Raw genomic sequence first — 20,408 nt, 5'->3', positions numbered from 1 at the left:
GAGGGCAGAAAATGACTGACGGAAACACTGACCGTGTCCTGAGTGAACTTCGCAACCTGAAAGGCTTTGAGGACACCTCAGCACAAAACAGCGAAATCAAGCGGCTGGGTGGGTTGACCAACCTGGTCTACAGAGTGGAAACCTGCGGACACACCATGATCGTTCGCATCCCCGGAGACGGAACCGCGGATTATATCGATCGTGGCGTTGAGATTCACAATGCCAGGGTCGCAGCCGAAGCTGGTATCGGTCCCGCTGTGCTTTGGGCGGATGCAGATACCGGTGTGATGATCAGTGACTGCATTGACGATATCGTCACCATGACACCCGAGCTTTTCGCAACGCGCACCGGAGCGGCTGCGCGTGCCGGCCATGCCCTGCGGCAACTACACGAGTCACCCCGCCCTTTCGAGTTCCGGTTCGAACTCTTTTCGATGATCGATGAATATCTGAAAGTCCTGGCAACAAAGGATATTTCCCTGCCCGAAGGCTATACTGAAATCGTCGCCGAAGCGGCGCCGATCAAACAGCTGCTGCAAGACAAGCCGGGCGCGCTGGTTCCCAGCCATTGCGATCCGCTTTGCGAGAACTTTCTCGACAACGGTGACCGTATGTGGATCGTGGATTTCGAATATTCCGGGATGAATGATGCTCTTTGGGACCTCGGCGATTTATCAGTCGAAGCCGGGCTGACCGAGAAGCAGGAAATCGAGATGCTGACGTCCTATTTTGGCGCGGCACCAACAGCGGCTCAATTCGGGCGAATGGTGATCTACAAGGCGATGTGCGATCTTCTGTGGACACTCTGGGGCTTGATCCAACATGCCGATGATAACCCGGCCGAAGATTTCTGGGCCTATGCTACGGGTCGCTTCGACAGGTGCAAGGCACTGATGTTCAATCCTGCTTTCGCAGCCCATGTTCAGGCAGTTGCGAACGAATAGTGCAGATGGATAAGTTGCAATCTCTTGATGAATGACTGGCATGTGGAAATGAAAAATGGTTCGGACAAATGGGATTCGAACTGGTTTCACGGTAGGCTCTTTGAGGGGCCGCAACGTCCCCAAAACGGCGGTTAAAATGCTGTGCTGTTCTACCTGAGGCACAGTTTCCTGTCGTGATCGAACAGATATCATAGCTGAATGCGGTCCGAGAGTTGATCTGGCGACCTCAACACACGGGTTGCGATTATTCACCGTTGGTCTTCGCACGGGGCACATTTGAAGGAACGCTGAGTGCAGAATTCCTGGCGCTTGGGCGAAACGTATATCAACACAACAGGTACTCGGGCGTTTCTACGCCCATTCTTGAATGAAGGCGTCAAAATCACTGATTTCCTTCTGTGCGCGCAGTGAAGTAAGTCGACTGCAACAAGGTCCCTTGTCAGATCTGAGTCTGTCATAGCGGCAGGCTGATTTGGTTACCTTCCTCACACGTGTTCGCCAAGACAACGCCTCTCATTCAGAAACTTGTAGCGACACGAAGGTCCGAACCAAATTTGCTTTTCAGGGTCAAAAACGCTTTTAGTAGAAACTTAGCCAATGATAACCGTACCGGTTATGAAGTTCGCCTAGGTAAGCGAATCGCTGTCCCCTTCGGACACTGGTACAGGATTTGCTGAAACAAGGCCTCTGAGAGCTGTCGAGCTCTACCACTAGAGAAGAAATGATGGATCAGAAAAATCACCCGTCTCAACTGGGGAAAGCAATTCGACGCCGCCGGAAAGCGCTTGGCAAAACACTTGTCGAAGTTGCGGATGAAGCTGATTTGACGACAGGGTTCATATCGCAGGTTGAACGCGGCATCAGTGCCCCGTCCCTGTCTTCGCTTATGGCAATTGCTGCATCTTTGAAGACCAGCATTGAACAGCTAGTCAGCGTTCCCGAGGAGTACACCGAATACGTTCGCAAAGATCGACGTCAAACCTATGCTTTGGGAGTCAACGGGCGGTTCTATGAAAAGTTGGGTCCGGGGTTTTCGGGCGCGCTTTTGTATCCTTGTATTGTACATCGCCCTGCGGGTCACATGTCCGAGAAGATGTGTCACGAAGGCGAGACCTTTTGTTATCTGATTTCGGGTCAGTTGGAATATCATCTGGGTGACGAAGTCCACATCATGTCGAGCGGTGACACGATACATCACGACGCGTCCAAGCCGCATTATTCGATCGTTCTAGGAGATACCGAAGCGGTTGAATTGTGGGTGGATACGACGCCGATCAAAAATACGTCCAAGTAATCGCACCGGCTGAAAAGCTCACCGAAAGTTCTCCGAATTCTATCGCGTGGTCGCACTTGAAAGTGCTGCCCCGAACGTCGTGGCGTGCCCTGAAATTCTCAATCAATGCTCCTGTGAGCGCAATATGCAATTTACGCATTACTAAAAGAAGTTTTAGCAGTAATGAAATTAATGTATAACACCTTCACGCGATGAAGAATCGCTTTGGGAGGAACTCATCAATGAAACGTAATTTGATGGCAGCGACTGCCGTCGTGGCCACTGCAATGGCCCTACCTTTGTTTGCACAAGAGCGTGGTGGCATTCTGAATTTCGCCAGATATGACGGATCAAACCTGATTGACCCTATTTATGCCGATCGAAACCCTGACATCTGGATGGTTGGCAGCCTTTTCGACACGCTTTTGCGCCCCAGTGAAGATGGGAATTCTGTCATCCCAGGACTGGCCGAAGAATACAGTATCTCCGACGATGGACAGTCTGTATCGCTTACCTTGCGCAGCGGCGTCTCGTTTTCGGATGGAACACCTTTGACCGGAGAAGACGTTGTCTTTTCGCTGGATCGCGCCCGCAATCCCGATCTGAGCCCATGGGCTGGGCTTCTCGGATCCATCGACAATGTAAGCGCGGAAGGAAACGTCATCTCGATCAGCCTGAAAGCGGCTGACCCGACAATCCTCTCTATGCTTGCCACTTTCACAACCGGCATTGTCTCCAAAGCCGTCTTTGAGGCGGCCGAAGGTTCCACAGACCAGGAAAAGTCCGCCGCAATCTTTGCAGCCAAAGGCCCCGGTGTCGGGTCCGGTCCCTTCTATCTGTGTGGATTTGAGCAGGGAACTTCCATGGAGTTCTGTGCCAACAAGAATTATTGGCGCAAAGGATCCGACGGCAAAGCGCTGCCCTATCTGGACGGCGTGCATTTCGAGATCATACCCGATGACGCAACCCGGATTCTGAAGCTTCAGGCCGGTGAGGTGGATGCCGCCGAGTTCATTCCCTTTTCACGTGTGCCGGAGCTTGAAGCAGACCAAGCGATCAACATGAACCTCTATCCGTCCACACGGATCATATATTCGCCGATCAACACGCGTGAAACCCGTGCTGACGGATCGCCTAACCCTTTGTCAGACGCTCGGGTACGGCAAGCACTCAACTATGCCACCAACAAAGAGGCACTGATCGGGCTTGTGCTGCAAGGCGCCGGCAAGCCAATGACGTCGCCTTTGATGGCGGCGGCGACCCAGCTTTCCGCAAATCTTGATCCGTTGTATGCCTACGACCTTGACAAGGCGAAAGCTCTGATCGCCGAGGCCGGCGTAGCGCCAGGAACCGAAATCACCTTTACGACTTTGGCTGGCTCTGCGGATGACAGCACAATATTTGCGGCTCTTCAGCAAATGTGGGCTCCGTTGGGGATAAACCTGTCAGTCGAACAGGTGGATGGACCGACACGTGGCGCCAAGAACCGCTCGGGTGAGTTTGACATCCACACCTATGGTTGGGTGAACGACGTAAACGACCCCAGCCAGGTCGTAGGCTGGTTGGGTCATACACCTACGGCCAATGCGGTCGGTACTGGTTGGGAAAACGCGGAATTCAACGCTCTGTTTGAGGCTTCGGCAACCGAAATCGACGCCGAAAAAAGAGCGGCCCAGTATGCTGAAATGCAGGAAATATATGCAGATGCTGCCCCCTTGCTTTTCATGTATGAGACGCCCTTTGCGGTGGCCGTTTCGACCAGCGTGGATGGATACGTTCAGACACCACTGGGAAACAACGTCTTCGATCAGGCGACCGTCAGCCGCTGATCGCTAAAATGCCGCCGGCAGTACCTGCCGGCGGTTCTTTTGACGGAGGCCTTGATGGCAACCCTTCAATACACGTTCAAACGCTTGCTGTTGATGATCCCCACATTCATCCTCGTGATGATCATCATCTTTGTTCTGGTTCGTCTCCTGCCGGGGGACCCGGCCATCGCCATCGCAGGAGATCGGGCATCGGATGCGGATCTTGCTGCTATCCGCGAACGGTTGGGACTGAACGAGCCGCTTTTGGTACAGTTCTGGCTGTTTCTGACAAATACGCTGCAAGGCGATTTGGGCCGGTCAATCCTGATGCGCGCACCGGTAACTGAAGTCATCATCAACCGTCTTCCGACCACGGCTTTTCTGACGATCTATGCTGTCCTCATGTCTTTGTTGATTGCAGGACCACTGGCATTTGTTGCAGCTCTGAACCGCGGACGGTGGCCTGACGCAGTGATCCGCACGGTTTTCCAGGTGGGGCTGTCGATGCCTGTGTTTTACATCGGTCTGATTCTGCTAACCTTTCTTGCCGCACAGCTCAGGTGGTTTCCAGTCGGCGGCTACGGCGACACCTTTGGCGACAGGCTTTATCACCTGTTCCTGCCTGCCGTAGCGGTGGCGTTATATACCTCGGCGATCATCATGCGAAATCTGCGTGCTGCCATCATCGAGGTTCTGGATGCTGAATACGTTCAGTTTGCCCGAGCCAAGGGTTTGCCTGACAGGCTGATTTTGGGACGCCATGTGCTGCGTAACGCGCTGATTTCGACCGTTACACTTTTGGGTCTGTCCATCGGCAACCTCATGAGCGGAACACTGGTTACCGAAACAGTTTTTGCCGTGCCTGGTGTCGGACGCTTGATGCTTGAGGCGATTTTCGCGCGCGACTACCCGCTTATCCAGGGATTGACGCTGACCTTTGCGGTTCTGGTCTCGGTCGTATTCCTGCTTACGGACCTGTTTCAAAGCTCGTTGGACCCGAGGATGCGATTGACATGACCAACACTGCCACTTCTCCTGTTGGGGCGGGTGAGCCGCCAAGGACGCGCATGCCAGCGGCGCTACGAAAACCGGGTTTTATAATAGGCCTTTGCATCATTGGAATGTCGACTTTGCTTGCGATCATGCCAAATGCTTTCGCCCCCTATGATCCCAATTTCATTGATTATAACGCGGTTCGCCAGCCACCAAGCTGGGCCCATCCCTTCGGCACCGACCTGCTGGGGCGCGACAGTCTGAGCCGCGTTATTTCAGCCTATTCGGTAAACATGCAGATGGCAGTCCTTGCCACAGTCTTTGCCCTGATCATTGGCGTCGTGGTTGGCGCGCTTGTCGGCTACTACCGCGGAATTGCCGATATGATCTTCGGGCGTGTCGTAGACGCGATCATCACGTTCCCATTTCTGGTTCTTGTTATCGCGGTCGTCGCCGTGCTTGGGCCGGGTTTGGTCAATATGTACATTGCGATAACGGTTGTTGGTTGGGTCTACTATGCCCGGTTAATGCGGGCCGAGGTCATCGCGCAGATGGGAAACGACTATGCTGCTGCTGGCATCGTCATGGGATACTCTGACAGGCGCATTATCTTTCGCCACCTTCTGCCGAACGCGATCACGCCGGTTATCGTTTACTGGATGACGGACATGGCACTGGCAATTCTGCTGGGTTCGTCGCTGGGTTATCTGGGTCTTGGCGCACAGCCACCGCAGGCGGAATGGGGTGTCCTGATCGCGGAAGGACGCAATTTTATCACAACGGCCTGGTGGTTGAGCCTGATGCCCGGCATCGCGATCGTTATCACAGGTCTTGGATTTTCCCTTGTTGGCGATGGGTTAGCAGACCTGCTCAGGCCACGTGGGTAAGGAGTTGACAATGACAGGCAATCAGCAACCTATCCTCGAAGTCAAAAACCTGAGTACAACCTTCTGGAAGGAAGGGACCCCTCTGCCAGCTGTGCGAGACGTAAGTTTTTCCGTTCGACGTGGCGAAGTGCTGGGATTGGTCGGTGAAAGCGGTTCTGGCAAGAGTGTCACTTTGCGTTCGGTTCTGGGACTGTCGCGGCGCTATGGTGAAGTCACAGGAGTCGTGAATTGGCAGGGGCAAAACCTTGTTTCGCTTTCCGAACGAAAACTGAGGCGCATTCGCGGTGGCGAAATTGCGATGATCTTTCAAGAGCCGATGACATCGCTTAACCCGTTGTTGACGGTTGGCATGCAGCTGACCGAGACGTTGAAAGCGCATACCGACCTCAGTCGCGCAGCGCGCCGTGATCGGGCGGTTGAGATGCTGGATCATGTAGGGATTCCATCTGCTGCGTCACGTTTGGACGAATACCCACATCAGTTTTCTGGTGGTATGCGGCAGCGCGTTATGATCGCGATTGCTCTGGCAGCAAATCCGAAACTGTTGCTTGCCGATGAACCAACCACCGCATTGGACGTAACAATTCAGGCACAGATTCTTGATCTGATCCTGTCCTTGGCCGATGAGCTTCAAATGGGCGTGGTTCTTGTCACGCATGATTTAGGTGTGGTCGCTCAGACCTGTGAAACCTTGGCGGTCATGTATGCCGGGCGGGTGGTTGAACAGGGGGCTGTGCGTCAGGTTTTGAATGCACCACGCCACCCTTATACCGTAGGGCTGATGCGGTCTGTCCCTCAGAATGTGCCGCCGCGTACACCACTCTATTCGGTGCCGGGCACGCCTTCGAGTCTTGAGAAGTTGCCGGTCGGATGCGCCTTTGCCCCAAGGTGTCAGAGCACCATCGACGCGTGCCTGAACGCGCGTCCGCCTTTGTCGGCGATATCCGAAGGCCGTCATGTGGCGTGCTTCAATCATGTGCCCGCAGCTCAGGGAGACGTCGCATGACAGATACGGTCATGGAGATAAATGATGTGGGTCTTCAATTTCATTTGTCACGGTCGGTTCTTGACCTGATCAGCCAGCGACCCGGGCGGGTTGTCAACGCGCTGAACGGTGTTAGCCTCGAGCTCAAGCGAGGAGAAACACTGGGAGTTGTCGGTGAGTCCGGCTGCGGTAAGTCCACACTTGCACGTTGCATAGTTAGGCTCCACCAGCCTCAGACCGGCAGTATCCGTTTCACTGGAAAAGATATCTTTGACCCGAAATATCGTAACGAGCGCGATTATAATCGTCGCGTTCAGATGATGTTTCAGGATCCTTATTCGTCCCTGAACCCCCGCATGACGACTGGTCAGATTCTGTCCGAGGCTCTTAGTGTTCACAAGATGCGCCCCGAGAGTGAAATCCCCTCGCGTGTTATGGAACTGTTGGATCTGGTATGCCTGCCACAGGACGCCGCAAACAAATTACCGCACGAGTTTTCGGGGGGTCAGAGGCAACGAATTGCGATCGCTCGCGCACTGGCAGTCGAGCCGGAAGTTTTGATTGCCGACGAACTGGTTTCCGCGCTGGACGTTTCAGTACAGGCACAAGTGGTCAATCTTCTGCTTGAATTGCAGGACAAACTGAACCTCACAATTCTGTTCGTCGCACACGACTTGCGACTTGTACGTCACGTCTCGAACCGGGTGGCTGTGATTTATCTGGGCCGGATTGTGGAGATCGGCGACAGTGAAACCTTGTTCTCCGATCCCTCACATCCTTACTCCCAAGCTCTGCTCAGCGCCGCGCCTTCGCTTGATCCGGATGACAAGGGGAACGTCATTCGACTGGAAGGTGAATTGCCATCACCTATGAACGTACCGCCCGGATGCCCGTTCCACGTGCGCTGTCGCTTTGCCACAAGCCTGTGTCAGCGCGACGTTCCCGCACTCAGACAATTTGGGGGTTTTGGAGAAGTCGCCTGCCACCACGCGGAAGAGATCAAAGCAAATGCTGGATAGGTTTCACTTATGTCCGAGCGAGAGAATTTCGCTGTTCCGTGACCAACTGATTGTGCAGGACCTGGATGCCTTTGTACTACCGCGATTTGATGCTCATCAAGGCGAATACGTCGCACCGCATGACGAACGTCTGGCGTATCTGACCGGGTTCACCGGATCTGCCGGACTTGCTTTTGTAACACCCGAGATCGTCGCTCTTTTTGTCGATGGTCGTTACAGCTTGCAGGCTGCGCAAGAGTGCAAAGGCGCGTTGTTCTCTCATCACCGCCTTCATGGCGAGACGCCCGAAAAGTGGCTGAGAAAAGAAATGCGTATTGGTTGGCGGCTCGGATTTGACCCGATGCACATACCCCCGTCGTGGTTTGACCGGTTTGACGCAGCTTGCAAGGAAGTGGGCGCAACGATGGTGCCGCAACAAGTCAATCCAGTCGACGCGGTTTGGACAGATCAACCAGCACCACCCTGCGGTCGTGTGACAGTTTTACCGTCGCAAATTGCCGGGAAAAACTGTGCTGAAAAATGCACTAGTCTGGCAAACTATCTGGTTGAGCGACAGGCCGACTTTGTCGTCGAAACACAACCTGACAATATCGCCTGGTTACTGAACATCCGCGGGGCGGATGTTAACTATAATCCGGTAGTTAATTCCTTTCTTCTCGCACATCGCGATGGGGCGCTGGTTTGGTTTGTCGATCCGAAAAAGCTGGATGATTTCGTAGAGGGGGCACTGCCTTCTAATCTTCAGATAGTTCCTCAGGCTGAGTTTTTACCCACGCTCAAGGCCAGCTTTCAGCCAGGTCAGTTTGTTTTGGCTGATCCGGATTTCTCACCTGTCGCGGTAAGGCAAACCATTGAAGAAGCCGGCGCGAAGCTTGGTTCTGAACGCAGTGTGATTACCCTGACTAAGGCATTGAAAAACACGATAGAACTGGAGGGTCTTCGAACCTGCCATTTCATCGACGGAATTGCGTGGGCAGAATTTGGGGCCTGGCTTGCAAACACCGTTCCCGTTCGCGCCGAAAGTAGTGACCCCCTGACCGAGCGTGAAGCAGAGCAAAAACTGAGGGCGCTGCGTTGCGCACAACAAGGTTTCCTTGATGACAGTTTTCACGCGATCTCAGCAGCAGGCGTGAACGCGGCGATGTGCCACTATAGCGCAACCGCGGATCGGAATGATCCTATCCGACCGGATCAAACCTATCTTATGGACAGCGGCGGACAATACGAGACTGGCACAACCGACACCACCCGGTGCTACGCTTTTGGATCACGACCGGAAGGGTATGATGAGGCATACACGGCAGTCTTCAAGGCCTTCTATGCCTTGGCCACCTTACGGTTCCCACCTGGTACCCAAGGACACCATATCGACGGGATCTGTCGTCGCCCGTTGTGGGACCTCGGGCTGGACTATGACCATGGGACCGGTCACGGCATCGGCCATCGACTGTCAGTGCACGAACACCCGCAGAGAATAGGAAAACCCTATAACCCGATTGATCTGGAACCGGGCATGGTCATGTCGATTGAACCGGGGTTTTACAAAGCCGCCAGCTTCGGCATCCGCATAGAAAATGTCTTTGAGGTCGTCACAGAAGACAACGGTTTCCTCGCCTTCCGCAATATGACTTTTGTGCCAATTCAGACTGACATGCTGATTGTTGAAAACCTGACTCAGGCCGAACGGCACTGGTTAAATCAATATCATCGTCAAATCAGACAGATGCTTTCACCGCGATTGAGTGAGCCTGCAAAGGGGTGGCTGACAAAAGTGACGACTGCAATCTGAAACACGAAACGAACTATTGGCCGGGCTGTATACTGCTGTGCGGCGAAACGAATGGCAACGTTTCCAACTGTCAGAATACCAAACCAATGACGGTTCGCGTGTGGCGTAAGAATAATAAGATCTGCCGAGATCGCCGAAACGGGTGGTTTTGGTCACAATAAGGGTTGGTAAGGATGCCAGATTTATCAGAATATAGCCGGTTGGCCCGTGAAATCTCTGTCGATGCCGTGGCATTGGTGCCGGGTCCGAATTTCGACCGAGCCATGGGCAAGTCTTTCATGACCAACGAACGCCCCATCGTGGTTGTGATCCCCGCATCAGGAGAACCCGCTGCCGTTGTTCCAAATCTGGAACTTGGCTCGTGGGATCAATTAAGGTTCGAAGGAGCGGTATTCGATTGGCGGGATGAGGCGGGTTACAAAGGGGCTTTCACCGCTTTGGCGAACCACCTGAGCATCGCGTCCCTTGCAGTTGAAGGGCAGGTCATGCGTGTTTTTGTCTCTGACGCGCTGACCGAAGCTATGCCTGGGTTACAAATAACTGATGCGGAACACCAAATCTCGAACCTGCGACTGATCAAGTCCAGCAAGGATGTGGCCTCCATGCAAGCTGCGATCACCATCTCGGAACGTGCGCTTGAGCGGGTTATCGGAACGGTACACGCAGGTCAGACCGAGAAACAGATCGAACAGGATTTGATCCAGGCAATGTTTGCCGAAGGCGCCGATTCACTGGCCTTTACACCGATTGTGGTCGCTGCCGACAACTCGGCCCGACCACATGGGAAAGCGCGTATGGATTATCGGATTCAAACCGGCGATGCGCTGCTCTTTGACTTTGGCGCGCGCAAGGATGGATTTGTCGCGGATATCACGCGAACCTTTTTCGTTGGCGAAGTCTCAGATGAGGGCAAGGCTGTCTACGAAACTGTATTGCGAGCAAATCAGATGGGTCTGAACGTGTGTCGCCCCGGTGTGACGGCCCATGATATCGATGATGCTGTCATCGGCGTTCTTGAAGCATCCCCTTTCGCCAATCGCATCCGCACCAAGACAGGCCACGGATTGGGTCGGGATGTGCACGAGGCTCCATATATCATGCGCGGAAACAACCAGGTAATGCGCGCAGGCATGGTCTGGACCAACGAACCGGGTCTGTATGACCTAGGCAATTTCGGTGTCCGTATTGAAGATGACGTCTTGGTCACAGAAGACGGATGCCTATCACTGACCAGTTTCCCGAAAGAGCTTATTGTCCTGGGGGCGGGACGTCGATAACCGGGCTGTCCCAGCCAAACGGTTGGGGTCAGTGAATGGCAGCCAACATGATGCGGGTTGGATATGTCGCAAAGCACTGATTGTGAGGCATTGTCTTGGCAATCGCAGGGCACGGGTTCCCCTTCTGCCATGTCTTATCAAGTACAGGAAGTTGGGCTATTGTACCTAGCATTGCACCTACACATAACGCGTCTAAAGCGCCGGCAACCCGTTTCACATGGTTGTTGCGAATTACAGGCAAAAAGACGCGTTGACCACAAACCTGAAAGGTGACCCATGTCTTTCTCAAGCCGTTCTTCAATTTCACGACGCCGCTTCCTTGCCACGACAACCGCTGGTGCGGCGGCAATTACCCTGCACCCGTTTTCGGTGGCGGCGGCCAATAATCAGGCGCATCTGCGCATCATGGAAACCACCGACATCCATGTCCATGTGTTCCCTTATGATTATTATGCGGACAAACCCCGCGACACGGTGGGCCTGTCCCGCACAGCGTCGATCATCAACGAAATCCGATCAGAGGCGACAAACTCGCTTTTGGTGGATAACGGCGATTTCCTGCAAGGCAACCCGATGGGTGACTACATCGCTTATGAGCGCGGCATGAAGGACGGCGACAGTCATCCCATCATCACGGCCTTCAATACGGTCGGGTATGATGCCGCGACGCTGGGCAATCACGAGTTCAACTACGGTCTGGAATTCCTGAACAAGGCTTTGGCCGGTGCCGAGTTCCCTGTTGTTCTGGCCAACGTCGCCAAGGAAAAAGGTGCAAACCCGCGTGACGACAAGACCCTTGTTCAGGCCTATGCCATTCTCGACCGAGACATCGAGATGGGCGACGGCACCAAACATCCTATCAGGATCGGTGTCATCGGCTTTACCCCGCCACAAATCGTGAACTGGGACCGCAGGCACCTGGAGGGTAATGTTCAAGCCCGCGATATCGTCGAGACGGCTCAGGCCTATGTGCCCGAGATGAAGGAACAGGGATGTGACCTGATCATCGCCCTGTCGCATTCGGGGATCGGGGGTGCCGATCATGAAGACGGCATGGAAAACGCATCGGTGGTTCTGGCAGGTGTCGACGGGATCGACGCGCTGGTCACCGGCCACAATCACCTGGTTTTCCCGTCACCGACATTTGCTGACCGCCCCGGGATCGACGTGGAAAAAGGCACGCTGATGGGCAAACCTGCCGTCATGGGCGGTTTCTGGGGGTCGCATCTTGGCCTGCTGGACCTGCTTTTGGAACGGGACGGCAATGAATGGCGCGTCGTTACCACAACTTCCGAGGCGCGACCGATTTCCAAACGTAACGAAGATCGATCAATCACCGCTCTGGTCGAAGATGATCAGAAGGTTCTGGAATCGGTTGCGAAAGCTCATGACGAAACGCTGGCCTATGTTCGGCGCGCGGTCGGCAAGACCTCGGCCCCGCTGCACAGCTATTTTGCGTTGGTCGCGGATGATCCGTCTGTGCAGATCGTCTCAATCGCGCAGAAATGGTATGTCGAAGACATGCTGAAAGGCACCGAGCATGAAGGGCTGCCAATCCTGTCTGCGGCAGCACCGTTCAAGGCTGGTGGCCGAGGGGGTCCGGAGTATTACACCGATGTCCCGGTCGGGGACGTTGCCATCAAGAACGTGGCCGATCTGTACCTCTATCCAAACACGGTCCGCGCTGTTCGCGTGAACGGGGCGCAGGTGCGTGGCTGGCTGGAACGCTCGGCCGGTATGTTCAATCAGGTCGAAGCTGGGTCCAAGGATGCGATCCTTCTGAACCCCGAGTTCCCATCGTACAATTTCGACGTGATGGACGGTGTGACCTATCAGATCGACCTGTCGCAACCGTCGCGCTTTGGACCAAAGGGCGAAGAGGTGAACCCCGACGCAGCACGGATCGTGAACCTTGCCTTCAATGGCGCGCCTGTTACGGATGACATGGAGTTCATCATTGCCACCAACAATTACCGTGCATCCGGTGGTGGCGCGTTCCCGGGCGCAATGGGCGACACGATCGTGTTCGAAGCACCGGACACCAACCGCGACGTCATTGTGCGCTACATTGTCGAACAGGGCACAATCGATCCCAAAGCGGATGCCAATTGGTCGTTTTCGCCGCTGGCGGACACCACGGTGTTGTTCGAGACGGGTCCAAAAGCCCGCGACTATATGGGCGACGTCAAAGGTGTGGCAATCGAGGACGCCGGGGAAGGCGCCGACGGTTTCGCAGCCTTCCGCATTAAGCTCTGATCCAAAAGAAATGTCGCAACGATAACCTGACCCGCCACCTTGGTAACTCGGTGGCGGGTTTGCGCTGAACACCCGTACAGCTCGAAGGCACTGCCCCTGCAGAGTCAGATGCTACATTTTCAATTCGCGTTCCCGACAAGCGTCGTGGCGGCAGGTCATAGAACTTAGCGAACCGTTTGATCGCCAACTGAACTTCTGCGCTCCCAGTTCTGTCAAAGAAGCTGAATGGGTGAAGGCAGGGGCAAGTTGGTGAAATCTGTATTCAAGGATCTCGCGGCAAAGGGAGATTGAATATCCTATGGTAGGTAAAAAGTAGTCGCCTGCTGAACGGCATCTTGTTTCTCAGTTTTTTGCAAAGACCACGGACTGCGATCTGTAGAGCACAGCAACAAAAGGTCTTTCAGCTTCTGAACTACATTCGATACCATGAAAGACTCCGCTCTGTTGATTTTGAGTTCCTGTAATCCCGTCAGTTTGTTCAGTCTCATTTGTACCAGAGGCCGAATTGAAGATTTTGCCTTTCCCGTTACTTTCGTCAGCGTTTTAAGCCTGAGTGCATTTGGATATTACAACGCCATCGGCCAAACCCAAAATCCGTTGTACGCCGAGCACCATCGAACTCGTATTCGCAAACCGTACTTTGGAACCTTCGATGCTGTCCCGGCTAGCCCCGTTTCACAACAGCTGAGACTGACTGTTCCGACGCGTCAACTCTCGGCCTTGATCGCAGCAACCACAATGTCGATTGCGTGGTCCAGATCCGATTGCGAGATGGTCAGCGGCGGCGACAGTGTCAGAACGCATCCCTGACTGATCTTATAGCTCAAACCGGCCTCCAGACAGGCGTAGTAAATCCGTTCGGCACGCGCATTGCCCGGTATCTTTTCAACGCGATCATCAACGATTTCGACCCCGAACATCAAACCCCTACCCCGGATGTCTCCGACGGTGGGTACGTTCTGAAGTTCGTCCATCAGACGACCAATTGCGTGCTCACCCAGCATGGCCGACCGATGAACCAACCCCTCATCTTCGATGATCTGAAGTGTTGTCAAAGCGGCCTGCGCGGTGACCGGGTTCTTTTCGTGTGTGTAATGACCAATGGCAAAATCCCCGCAGACATCCAATTGTTTGCGGGCAACACAAGCGGCAATGGGCAGGATACCACCGCCAAGCGCTTTTCCAAGCGTCACAATGTCGGGAATGATCTCGTCATGTTCAAAGGCGAACATCCTGCCGGTTTTGCCAAGGCCGGTCGGGATTTCATCCATGATCAAAAGCGCGCCGTGACGATTGCACGCCTCGCGCACGGATTTCCAAAACCCCGGCGGTGGTACATAGGGCACCGCGCGCATCGGTTCGGCTATGACTGCGGCCACATCTCCTTCACGCTCCAGAACATATTCGACCATTTTCGCGCAGGCCAACCCGCAGGTTTCCGGTCCCGCGTGATTGTATGGGCAACGGTAGCAGGCGAAGGGCGCGACATGTTCAGTGCCCGACAAGAGGGGACCCGCGATATGACTGCGGAACGTCGCCTCGCCACCGACGCTTGCGGCGCCGAAGCCCGCACCGTGGAAGGCATCCCAGAAGCTGATTGTTTTGAACCGACCGGTCGCGGCACGCGCGATTTTGAGGGCAACCTCGTTGGCGTCAGAGCCGCCAGTGGTAAAGAGCATCTTCCCCAGATCGCCAGGCACGATATCTGCCAGTTTTTCTGCCAAATCCACTGCCGGGTCATTGGTAAAGCGGCGGGGTGCAAAAGGAAGATCATCAAGTTGCGCTTTGATGGCGGCTATCAGACGCGGGTGCCCATAGCCTATGTGGTGCACCGAGTTGCCATGGAAATCCATGTACCGGCGACCCTCCATATCCTCGATCCAGATCCCCTCGGCCTTTGCAATAGTGCTGACGCAGGGTGATGACAGAGATTGATGCAGGAACACATCCGCATCGCGTTTGAGCAGAGGTGCCGACTTCGGCCCCATGGACTTTCGCAACCATGCCTTGCGCGCTTCGGATGTGTTTGATTCCCCTTCCGTGTGGACAATCTGTGGCATGTCCGCTCCTCATTTCTGTCATCAAAAGATGCGGGCCCCAAAAGGCCCGCCAGTATCAGGGAGGATTTGAAGCGTCCTTCCCGTCTGTGGGGAAAGGACACAAGGTTTAGTTGGGCCAGGGCAGCGAATAGGTTTTGACGTTGGTGAAGAACTTCATCGCCTCGATAACGCCCTCTTTCACCCCGTTTCCGCTGTCCTTTATGCCGCCAAAGGGTGACATTTCAATGCGGTAACCCGGCTGTTCCCAGATGTTGCAGGTGCCGACATTCAACCCGTTGATAAAGGCGATGGCCCTGTTCAGGTCATTGGTGCATACCCCCGAAGACAGGCCGAACTCGGTCGAATTCGAGATCGCCATCACCTCTTCGTCGTTGTCTGGCACGCGCACGATCGGCACGATAGGACCGAAAGTTTCTTCCATCACCAGCTCGCTGTCATGGGGAACCTTGTCGACGACGATAGGCGGCAGCAATGCGCCCTGACGGCCCGGGTGATACAGGATTTCTGCACCCTCTTTCTCAGCCTGCAGAACGCGGTTCTCGAATATCTCCGCGGCTTTGTCGTGGATCACGCACCCCAGCTCGGTTTCGGGGTCTTGCGGATCGCCGAATTTGATCTTCTTGGCCTTCTCCAGAACCAGCGGCACAAACTTGTCGGCCACACTTTCCTGCACGAGGATGCGCTTGACAGCCGTACACCGCTGACCGGAGTTTCCGGTAGCCCCCGCCACTGCGATTGTTGCGGCTTTGTCCAAATCCGCATCGCTGAGGTCATTCAGAACGATCAGAGGATCATTGCCCCCAAGTTCCAGCGCCTGCCGCTTGTAGACGCCTTTTTCAGCGATCAACTTGCCCACCGGCACACCCCCGGTGAAGGTGATGATGTCGATATGTTCATTGGTGATCATCTCATCGCCAATGTCAGCCGGCCAGCCGGTCACCACCTGGAACATCTCGTGCGGCAGGCCTGCCTCGTAAAGTATGTCGGCCAATGTCAGCGCGGTCAGCGGCGTCAGTTCGGTAGGTTTGCAAACCATGCAATTATTAGTCGCAATCGATGGCGCGATTTTGTGGCTAACCATATTCAATGGGTGATTGAACGGAGTGATCGCACTGATTGCTTTCACCGGCTCTCGGGTGGTGAAAATCTTGCGGGCTTTGCCATTGTGGGTCAGATCGCAGGAAAAGATCTCGCCATCGTCCTTTAGCGCCTCAGCCGCCGCAAACTGATAAACATCCTGTGCGCGTTTGGTTTCGTAGATCGCATGCTGGTGGCAGATGCCCAGCTCCAACGTCAGCCATTTCGCAAGGTAATCGCGTTTCTCGCCGATCAGCTCGCCTGCGCGCTGCAAAATCTGGCTGCGCTCGTACCGGGTCAGTTTAGGTTTGTAATTCGCCGCGATTTCGAATGCCCTGCGTGCGTGTTCTGCGGTGCCAGCGGGAACATGGCCCACGACCTCGTTGGTGTACGGGTAAAGAACAGGAATGGTTTCATCGGTAAAGACGATTTCGCCACCGATCCGCATTCCTTCGTTACGTACTTCGATTTTCGACATGGTCTGGTCTTTCATGGCTTACTGTGCCGCCGCTGTAGTTGCGTAGAAAAAGGCATCAAAGTTGCGCAGCACGGGTTGGTTTGGCAGGTCGATGACACGGTTCACGATGAAGGGAACTTCTTGTTCCGTCAAACCACCATGGCTGCGCAGGGGCTCTTTGAGCGCTGCCAGATCGTGGCGATGCTCGGACGTTCCGATGCAAATGTTTTCGCCAGAAACCATCACAATGTCGCCAATCCGATCACCGGGCAATTCGAACCGTTCAATGGCCTGAGCCTTGGTCAGCACATGGGTGATCCCTTCGGTCGCCTTGAGTTTGGCAATGATGTCGCTCTGATCCGCGCCATCCGGCAGGTAAGCGGTCGCGAACGAACCCAGTGCCCCATGATGCACGACATAGGGGTCAGTGATCGGAAGGATGACCCGTGCCGCATCCTTGCCCAGCCATTCGTCCATCAGGTCCTGCACATAGACGACCGAAGGGGATCCATCTGCCAAGTGCTTAGGCTTCATGCCATGATCAGCCGTCACCACGATGGCGGCCCCCAATGCGTCCAACTCGCCCAGATAGCGGTCAAACATGGCGTAAAAATCCAATGCGCCCTTTTGATCGGGTGCAAACTTGTGCTGGATATAGTCGGTGGTCGACAAATACATGACGTCGGGCTTGAACTCTTTCAGCAGCTTGACGCCAGCAGCAAAAACGAATTCCGACAGCTCGGCCGAGTATACCTCGGGCACATCCATGCCCAGCCACTTGCTGGCATTGTCGATGCCATGTTCCTCAAGCGTCGTTTCACCCGAACGCTCAGAAGAGAATGCAACCGCCCTGCCCTCGTCAAACTTCAGCCCGGCACCAAGCAGCGCGCGAAGTTTGTCCTTGGCGGTTACCATCGCCACTCGGAAACCTGCATCATAGAACTGCGAGAAGATGGTCGGCGCGCGCAGGAAGCGGACATCGTTCATCATCACCTCTTCACCGGTGTCGGGATCGATAAGGTAGTTGCCGCAGATTCCATGCACGATCGGCGGACGCCCGGTGGCAATCGAAAGATTGTTGGGGTTGGTGAACGACGGAATAACAGAATGCGCCAGACGGTCTGTACCTTCCTCCCGCATCCGTTTGAGGTTGGGCATCAGCCCTTTCGCAATCGCCACGTCGAGGTATTCTGGTTCACATCCATCAAGGCAGATGGCAATTGCGGGCACTTTGGGCGTCGGGTAGACGCGCTCATTTGCTTCGACAGGGGTTTGAATGGTCATCTGTGTTTTCCTTGATTTTTATGCGGCCAACTTGGCGCGTTCTTCCAGTGCCCGGAGAGGAGGCGCAGCGCTTGTCACGCCCATTTCTTCCAGAGATTCTTTTGCAGCGATCACAACTTTACGCATGACATCTTCGTCCATCTGGCCGATGCAACCGACGCGGAAACTGTCGACGACAGTCAGTTTGCCCGGGTAGATAATGAACCCTTTTTCCTTCATCCGGTTGTAGAACTGATCGAAAACGAAATTCTCATCAGCCGGGCAGAAGAAGGTGACGATGATCGGGCTCAACCAACGATTATCCAGCAGCGTCTCGAAACCCAGTTCCCGCATGCCCGCGACCATGACGTCCCGGTTGCGGGTATAGCGGGCACCGCGACCTGCAACACCGCCTTCGGCAGTGTGCGCCCGAAGTGCCTCGATGAAAGCCGCAACCACATGCGTCGGCGGGGTAAACCGCCACTGTCCCGTTTTGTTCATATGCGCCCACTGCGCATACACATCCAGAGACAGCGAATGACTGTTGCCTTTTGCGGCTTCCAGCTCGGTCTTGCGCGCCACGATGAACCCGAAACCCGGAACGCCTTCGATGCATTTGTTCGCTGAAGACACCATGGCCTCGTAACGGATTTCAGTGGGTTTGAGCTCAATCGCTCCAAATGCGGACATCGAGTCGATCAAAAGCTTGCGCCCGGCGGCATATGTGACTTCTGAAATCTCCTCGACCGGGTTCAGGATGCCCGAGCTGGTTTCGCAATGAATGGCGACGACATGCGTGATGACCGGGTCATCCGCGAGAATGCGCGCCACCTCGTCACCCCTTGGCGGCAGGTAATCGCCCTTGTCCAATACGACATGATCACGACCCAGATACTGCAGCGTCTGGGCCGAACGCTGCCCATAAGCACCATTGGCCAACACCAGCGCCTTTCCGTCCCGCGGAATAAAGGATGCCAACATCGCCTCGACAGAAAACGATCCGCTGCCCTGCATCGGCACACAATCAAATTCGTCAGCGCCCTCGCCAAGCAGGTTCAGCAGGCTTGACCGCACCTCCCGCGTCATGGCGCGGAAATCATCGTCCCAGCTACCCCAGTCACGTAACATTGCCTCTTTGACCGCGTAGGACGTTGTCAAAGGACCGGGCGTCAAAAGGTAGGGTTCACCAAGGCGCGGTTGCTCTAATTTTGGTTTGGATGGCGTCATTACCAGGCTCCAGAACAGCGTTTTCAGGAACACAATTGCAGCAACGCTTGCTATATGTGAAATTGCAATTATCAATCTAATCATAAGCGCAACCTATGAACGCATCTACAGGGAACTGCCATGCGACACAGCCAGTTGAAAGCCTTTCATTACGTGGCCAAACATGGGGGATTTTCCCGTGCGGCAGAGGCTTTGTATCTGACCCAGCCAGCGATTTCCGAGCAGGTCCGAAAACTGGAACAGGATCACGACCTGCTGCTGTTCCAGCGTGAACGAAAACGCGTGAACCTGACGCCCGAAGGCGAACAGCTTTACAGATTCACAAAACAATATTTCGAGATCGAAGATCAGATTGAGGATTACCTCTCTGAAACCAAAGCCGCGATCGATGGTGAATTAAGGATTATTGCCGATTCAGCGCATCACATGACGTCTTTTCTAGGTTCGTTCCAAAAGAAATATCCGAAAATCACGATCACTGTGCGATCCGGCAACACCGAAGAAATCCTGGAAGAGCTTCGGTCTTACAATGCGGAAATCGGTGTTGTTGGCAGCCTGTCTCCTGGCAAGGACATGGACGTATTGAATTTGGGATCCACTGAAATTGTGGCCTTTGCTGCCCGGGGCGTGCTGTTGGCATCCAAACCCACCCTGACCTTGGAGGAGCTTGCCGAGTTGCCCCTGATTTTCAGAGAGCACGGGTCAAAAACACGCGAGAAACTGGAAGAAGCCGCCGAGAAACAAGGTATCAGGTTAAACCCGGCGATTGTTGCTGAAGGCCGAGAGGCCGTTCGCGAACTTGTTGCCTCGGGTGCAGGTATCGGTTTTGTTTCTCAGGCGGAATATGGGCACGATGATCGATTGCGGCAAATCAAATTAAAGGGCGTGAATCTGCAAATGGGTGAGAGCATGATTTCCCTTTCCCAGCGTCGTGACGTCAAGATCATACGTGCGTTTATGGACTTTGCTGAGCGGGTGCATAAGAAGAAGGAAACCCCCGCGGATATGTGATCTGCGGGGATATTGAGTTTTTTTTGTGGATTACCTGCTGCGCCAGGCCTGTGTGCGGGCCAGGATGCCTTTTGATGCCATC

Annotated in this window: 15 protein-coding genes; 11 read left to right on the top strand and 4 right to left on the bottom strand. The window is 54.5% G+C overall.

Features of this window, described 5'->3' with window-relative positions:
- Positions 1-11: 11 nt before the first annotated feature.
- The 10 genes from ACR0CE_RS17125 to ACR0CE_RS17080 all read left to right on the top strand — a co-directional run bounded on the left by ACR0CE_RS17125 (position 12) and on the right by ACR0CE_RS17080 (position 13,231).
- A complete protein-coding gene (locus ACR0CE_RS17125; RefSeq protein WP_480488789.1) occupies positions 12-944 on the top strand; it encodes a phosphotransferase in 933 nt (310 codons plus the stop codon).
- Between the two features lie 724 nt (positions 945-1,668).
- Positions 1,669-2,238: a helix-turn-helix domain-containing protein gene (locus ACR0CE_RS17120; RefSeq protein ID WP_480477671.1), complete on the top strand. Its 570-nt coding sequence runs from the start codon at positions 1,669-1,671 to the stop codon at positions 2,236-2,238.
- Between the two features lie 221 nt (positions 2,239-2,459).
- Positions 2,460-4,046 (top strand): ABC transporter substrate-binding protein, encoded by a 1,587-nt coding sequence (locus ACR0CE_RS17115; RefSeq protein WP_480484622.1) that lies wholly within the window; start codon positions 2,460-2,462, stop codon positions 4,044-4,046.
- Between the two features lie 54 nt (positions 4,047-4,100).
- Positions 4,101-5,042, top strand: a complete 942-nt coding sequence (locus ACR0CE_RS17110; RefSeq protein ID WP_480484621.1) for an ABC transporter permease — start codon at positions 4,101-4,103, stop codon at positions 5,040-5,042.
- A 125-nt stretch (positions 5,043-5,167) separates the two neighbouring features.
- Positions 5,168-5,905, top strand: a complete 738-nt coding sequence (locus tag ACR0CE_RS17105) for an ABC transporter permease (protein ID WP_480833292.1) — start codon at positions 5,168-5,170, stop codon at positions 5,903-5,905.
- Positions 5,906-5,915: 10 nt separating this feature from the next.
- Complete coding sequence (locus tag ACR0CE_RS17100; protein ID WP_480833291.1) at positions 5,916-6,911, top strand: ABC transporter ATP-binding protein; 996 nt, start codon at positions 5,916-5,918, stop codon at positions 6,909-6,911.
- The gene (locus tag ACR0CE_RS17095) at positions 6,908-7,909 is read left to right on the top strand and encodes an ABC transporter ATP-binding protein (protein ID WP_480484618.1); all 1,002 of its coding nucleotides are present in this window, start codon (positions 6,908-6,910) and stop codon (positions 7,907-7,909) included. Before ACR0CE_RS17100 ends, ACR0CE_RS17095 begins: the two co-directional genes overlap by 4 nt.
- Entirely contained in the window at positions 7,848-9,698 is a 1,851-nt protein-coding gene (locus ACR0CE_RS17090; protein WP_480833290.1) for an aminopeptidase P family protein, read from the top strand. The genes ACR0CE_RS17095 and ACR0CE_RS17090 overlap by 62 nt, the downstream gene beginning before the upstream one ends.
- A 173-nt stretch (positions 9,699-9,871) precedes the next feature.
- Complete coding sequence (locus tag ACR0CE_RS17085; protein ID WP_480484616.1) at positions 9,872-10,975, top strand: M24 family metallopeptidase; 1,104 nt, start codon at positions 9,872-9,874, stop codon at positions 10,973-10,975.
- Between the two features lie 276 nt (positions 10,976-11,251).
- Positions 11,252-13,231, top strand: coding sequence for a bifunctional 2',3'-cyclic-nucleotide 2'-phosphodiesterase/3'-nucleotidase (locus ACR0CE_RS17080; protein WP_480833289.1), 1,980 nt, complete (start codon positions 11,252-11,254; stop codon positions 13,229-13,231).
- A gap of 707 nt (positions 13,232-13,938) precedes the next feature.
- Here ACR0CE_RS17080 and pbfA read toward each other — a convergent pair.
- The 4 genes from pbfA to ACR0CE_RS17060 form a co-directional block, all read right to left on the bottom strand.
- Complete coding sequence (gene pbfA, locus ACR0CE_RS17075) at positions 13,939-15,291, bottom strand: (R)-1-hydroxy-2-aminoethylphosphonate ammonia-lyase (RefSeq protein WP_480833288.1); 1,353 nt, start codon at positions 15,289-15,291, stop codon at positions 13,939-13,941.
- A 106-nt stretch (positions 15,292-15,397) separates the two neighbouring features.
- Entirely contained in the window at positions 15,398-16,861 is a 1,464-nt protein-coding gene (phnY, locus tag ACR0CE_RS17070; protein WP_480477695.1) for a phosphonoacetaldehyde dehydrogenase, read from the bottom strand.
- A 3-nt stretch (positions 16,862-16,864) separates the two neighbouring features.
- Positions 16,865-18,109, bottom strand: coding sequence for a phosphonoacetate hydrolase (gene phnA, locus ACR0CE_RS17065; RefSeq protein ID WP_480484613.1), 1,245 nt, complete (start codon positions 18,107-18,109; stop codon positions 16,865-16,867).
- Between the two features lie 18 nt (positions 18,110-18,127).
- A complete protein-coding gene (locus ACR0CE_RS17060; RefSeq protein ID WP_480833287.1) occupies positions 18,128-19,315 on the bottom strand; it encodes a 2-aminoethylphosphonate--pyruvate transaminase in 1,188 nt (395 codons plus the stop codon).
- A 120-nt stretch (positions 19,316-19,435) separates the two neighbouring features.
- Here ACR0CE_RS17060 and ACR0CE_RS17055 point away from each other — a divergent pair, with 120 nt between their 5' ends.
- On the top strand, positions 19,436-20,326 hold the full coding sequence (locus ACR0CE_RS17055; protein ID WP_480833286.1) for a LysR substrate-binding domain-containing protein: 891 nt from the start codon (positions 19,436-19,438) through the stop codon (positions 20,324-20,326).
- Positions 20,327-20,408 lie beyond the last annotated feature (82 nt).

The sequence above is a fragment of the Ruegeria sp. L11 genome, assembly GCF_056531755.1.
Note: the sequence above shows the minus strand (reverse complement) of the source record. Positions and strands in the feature narration are given on the sequence as shown.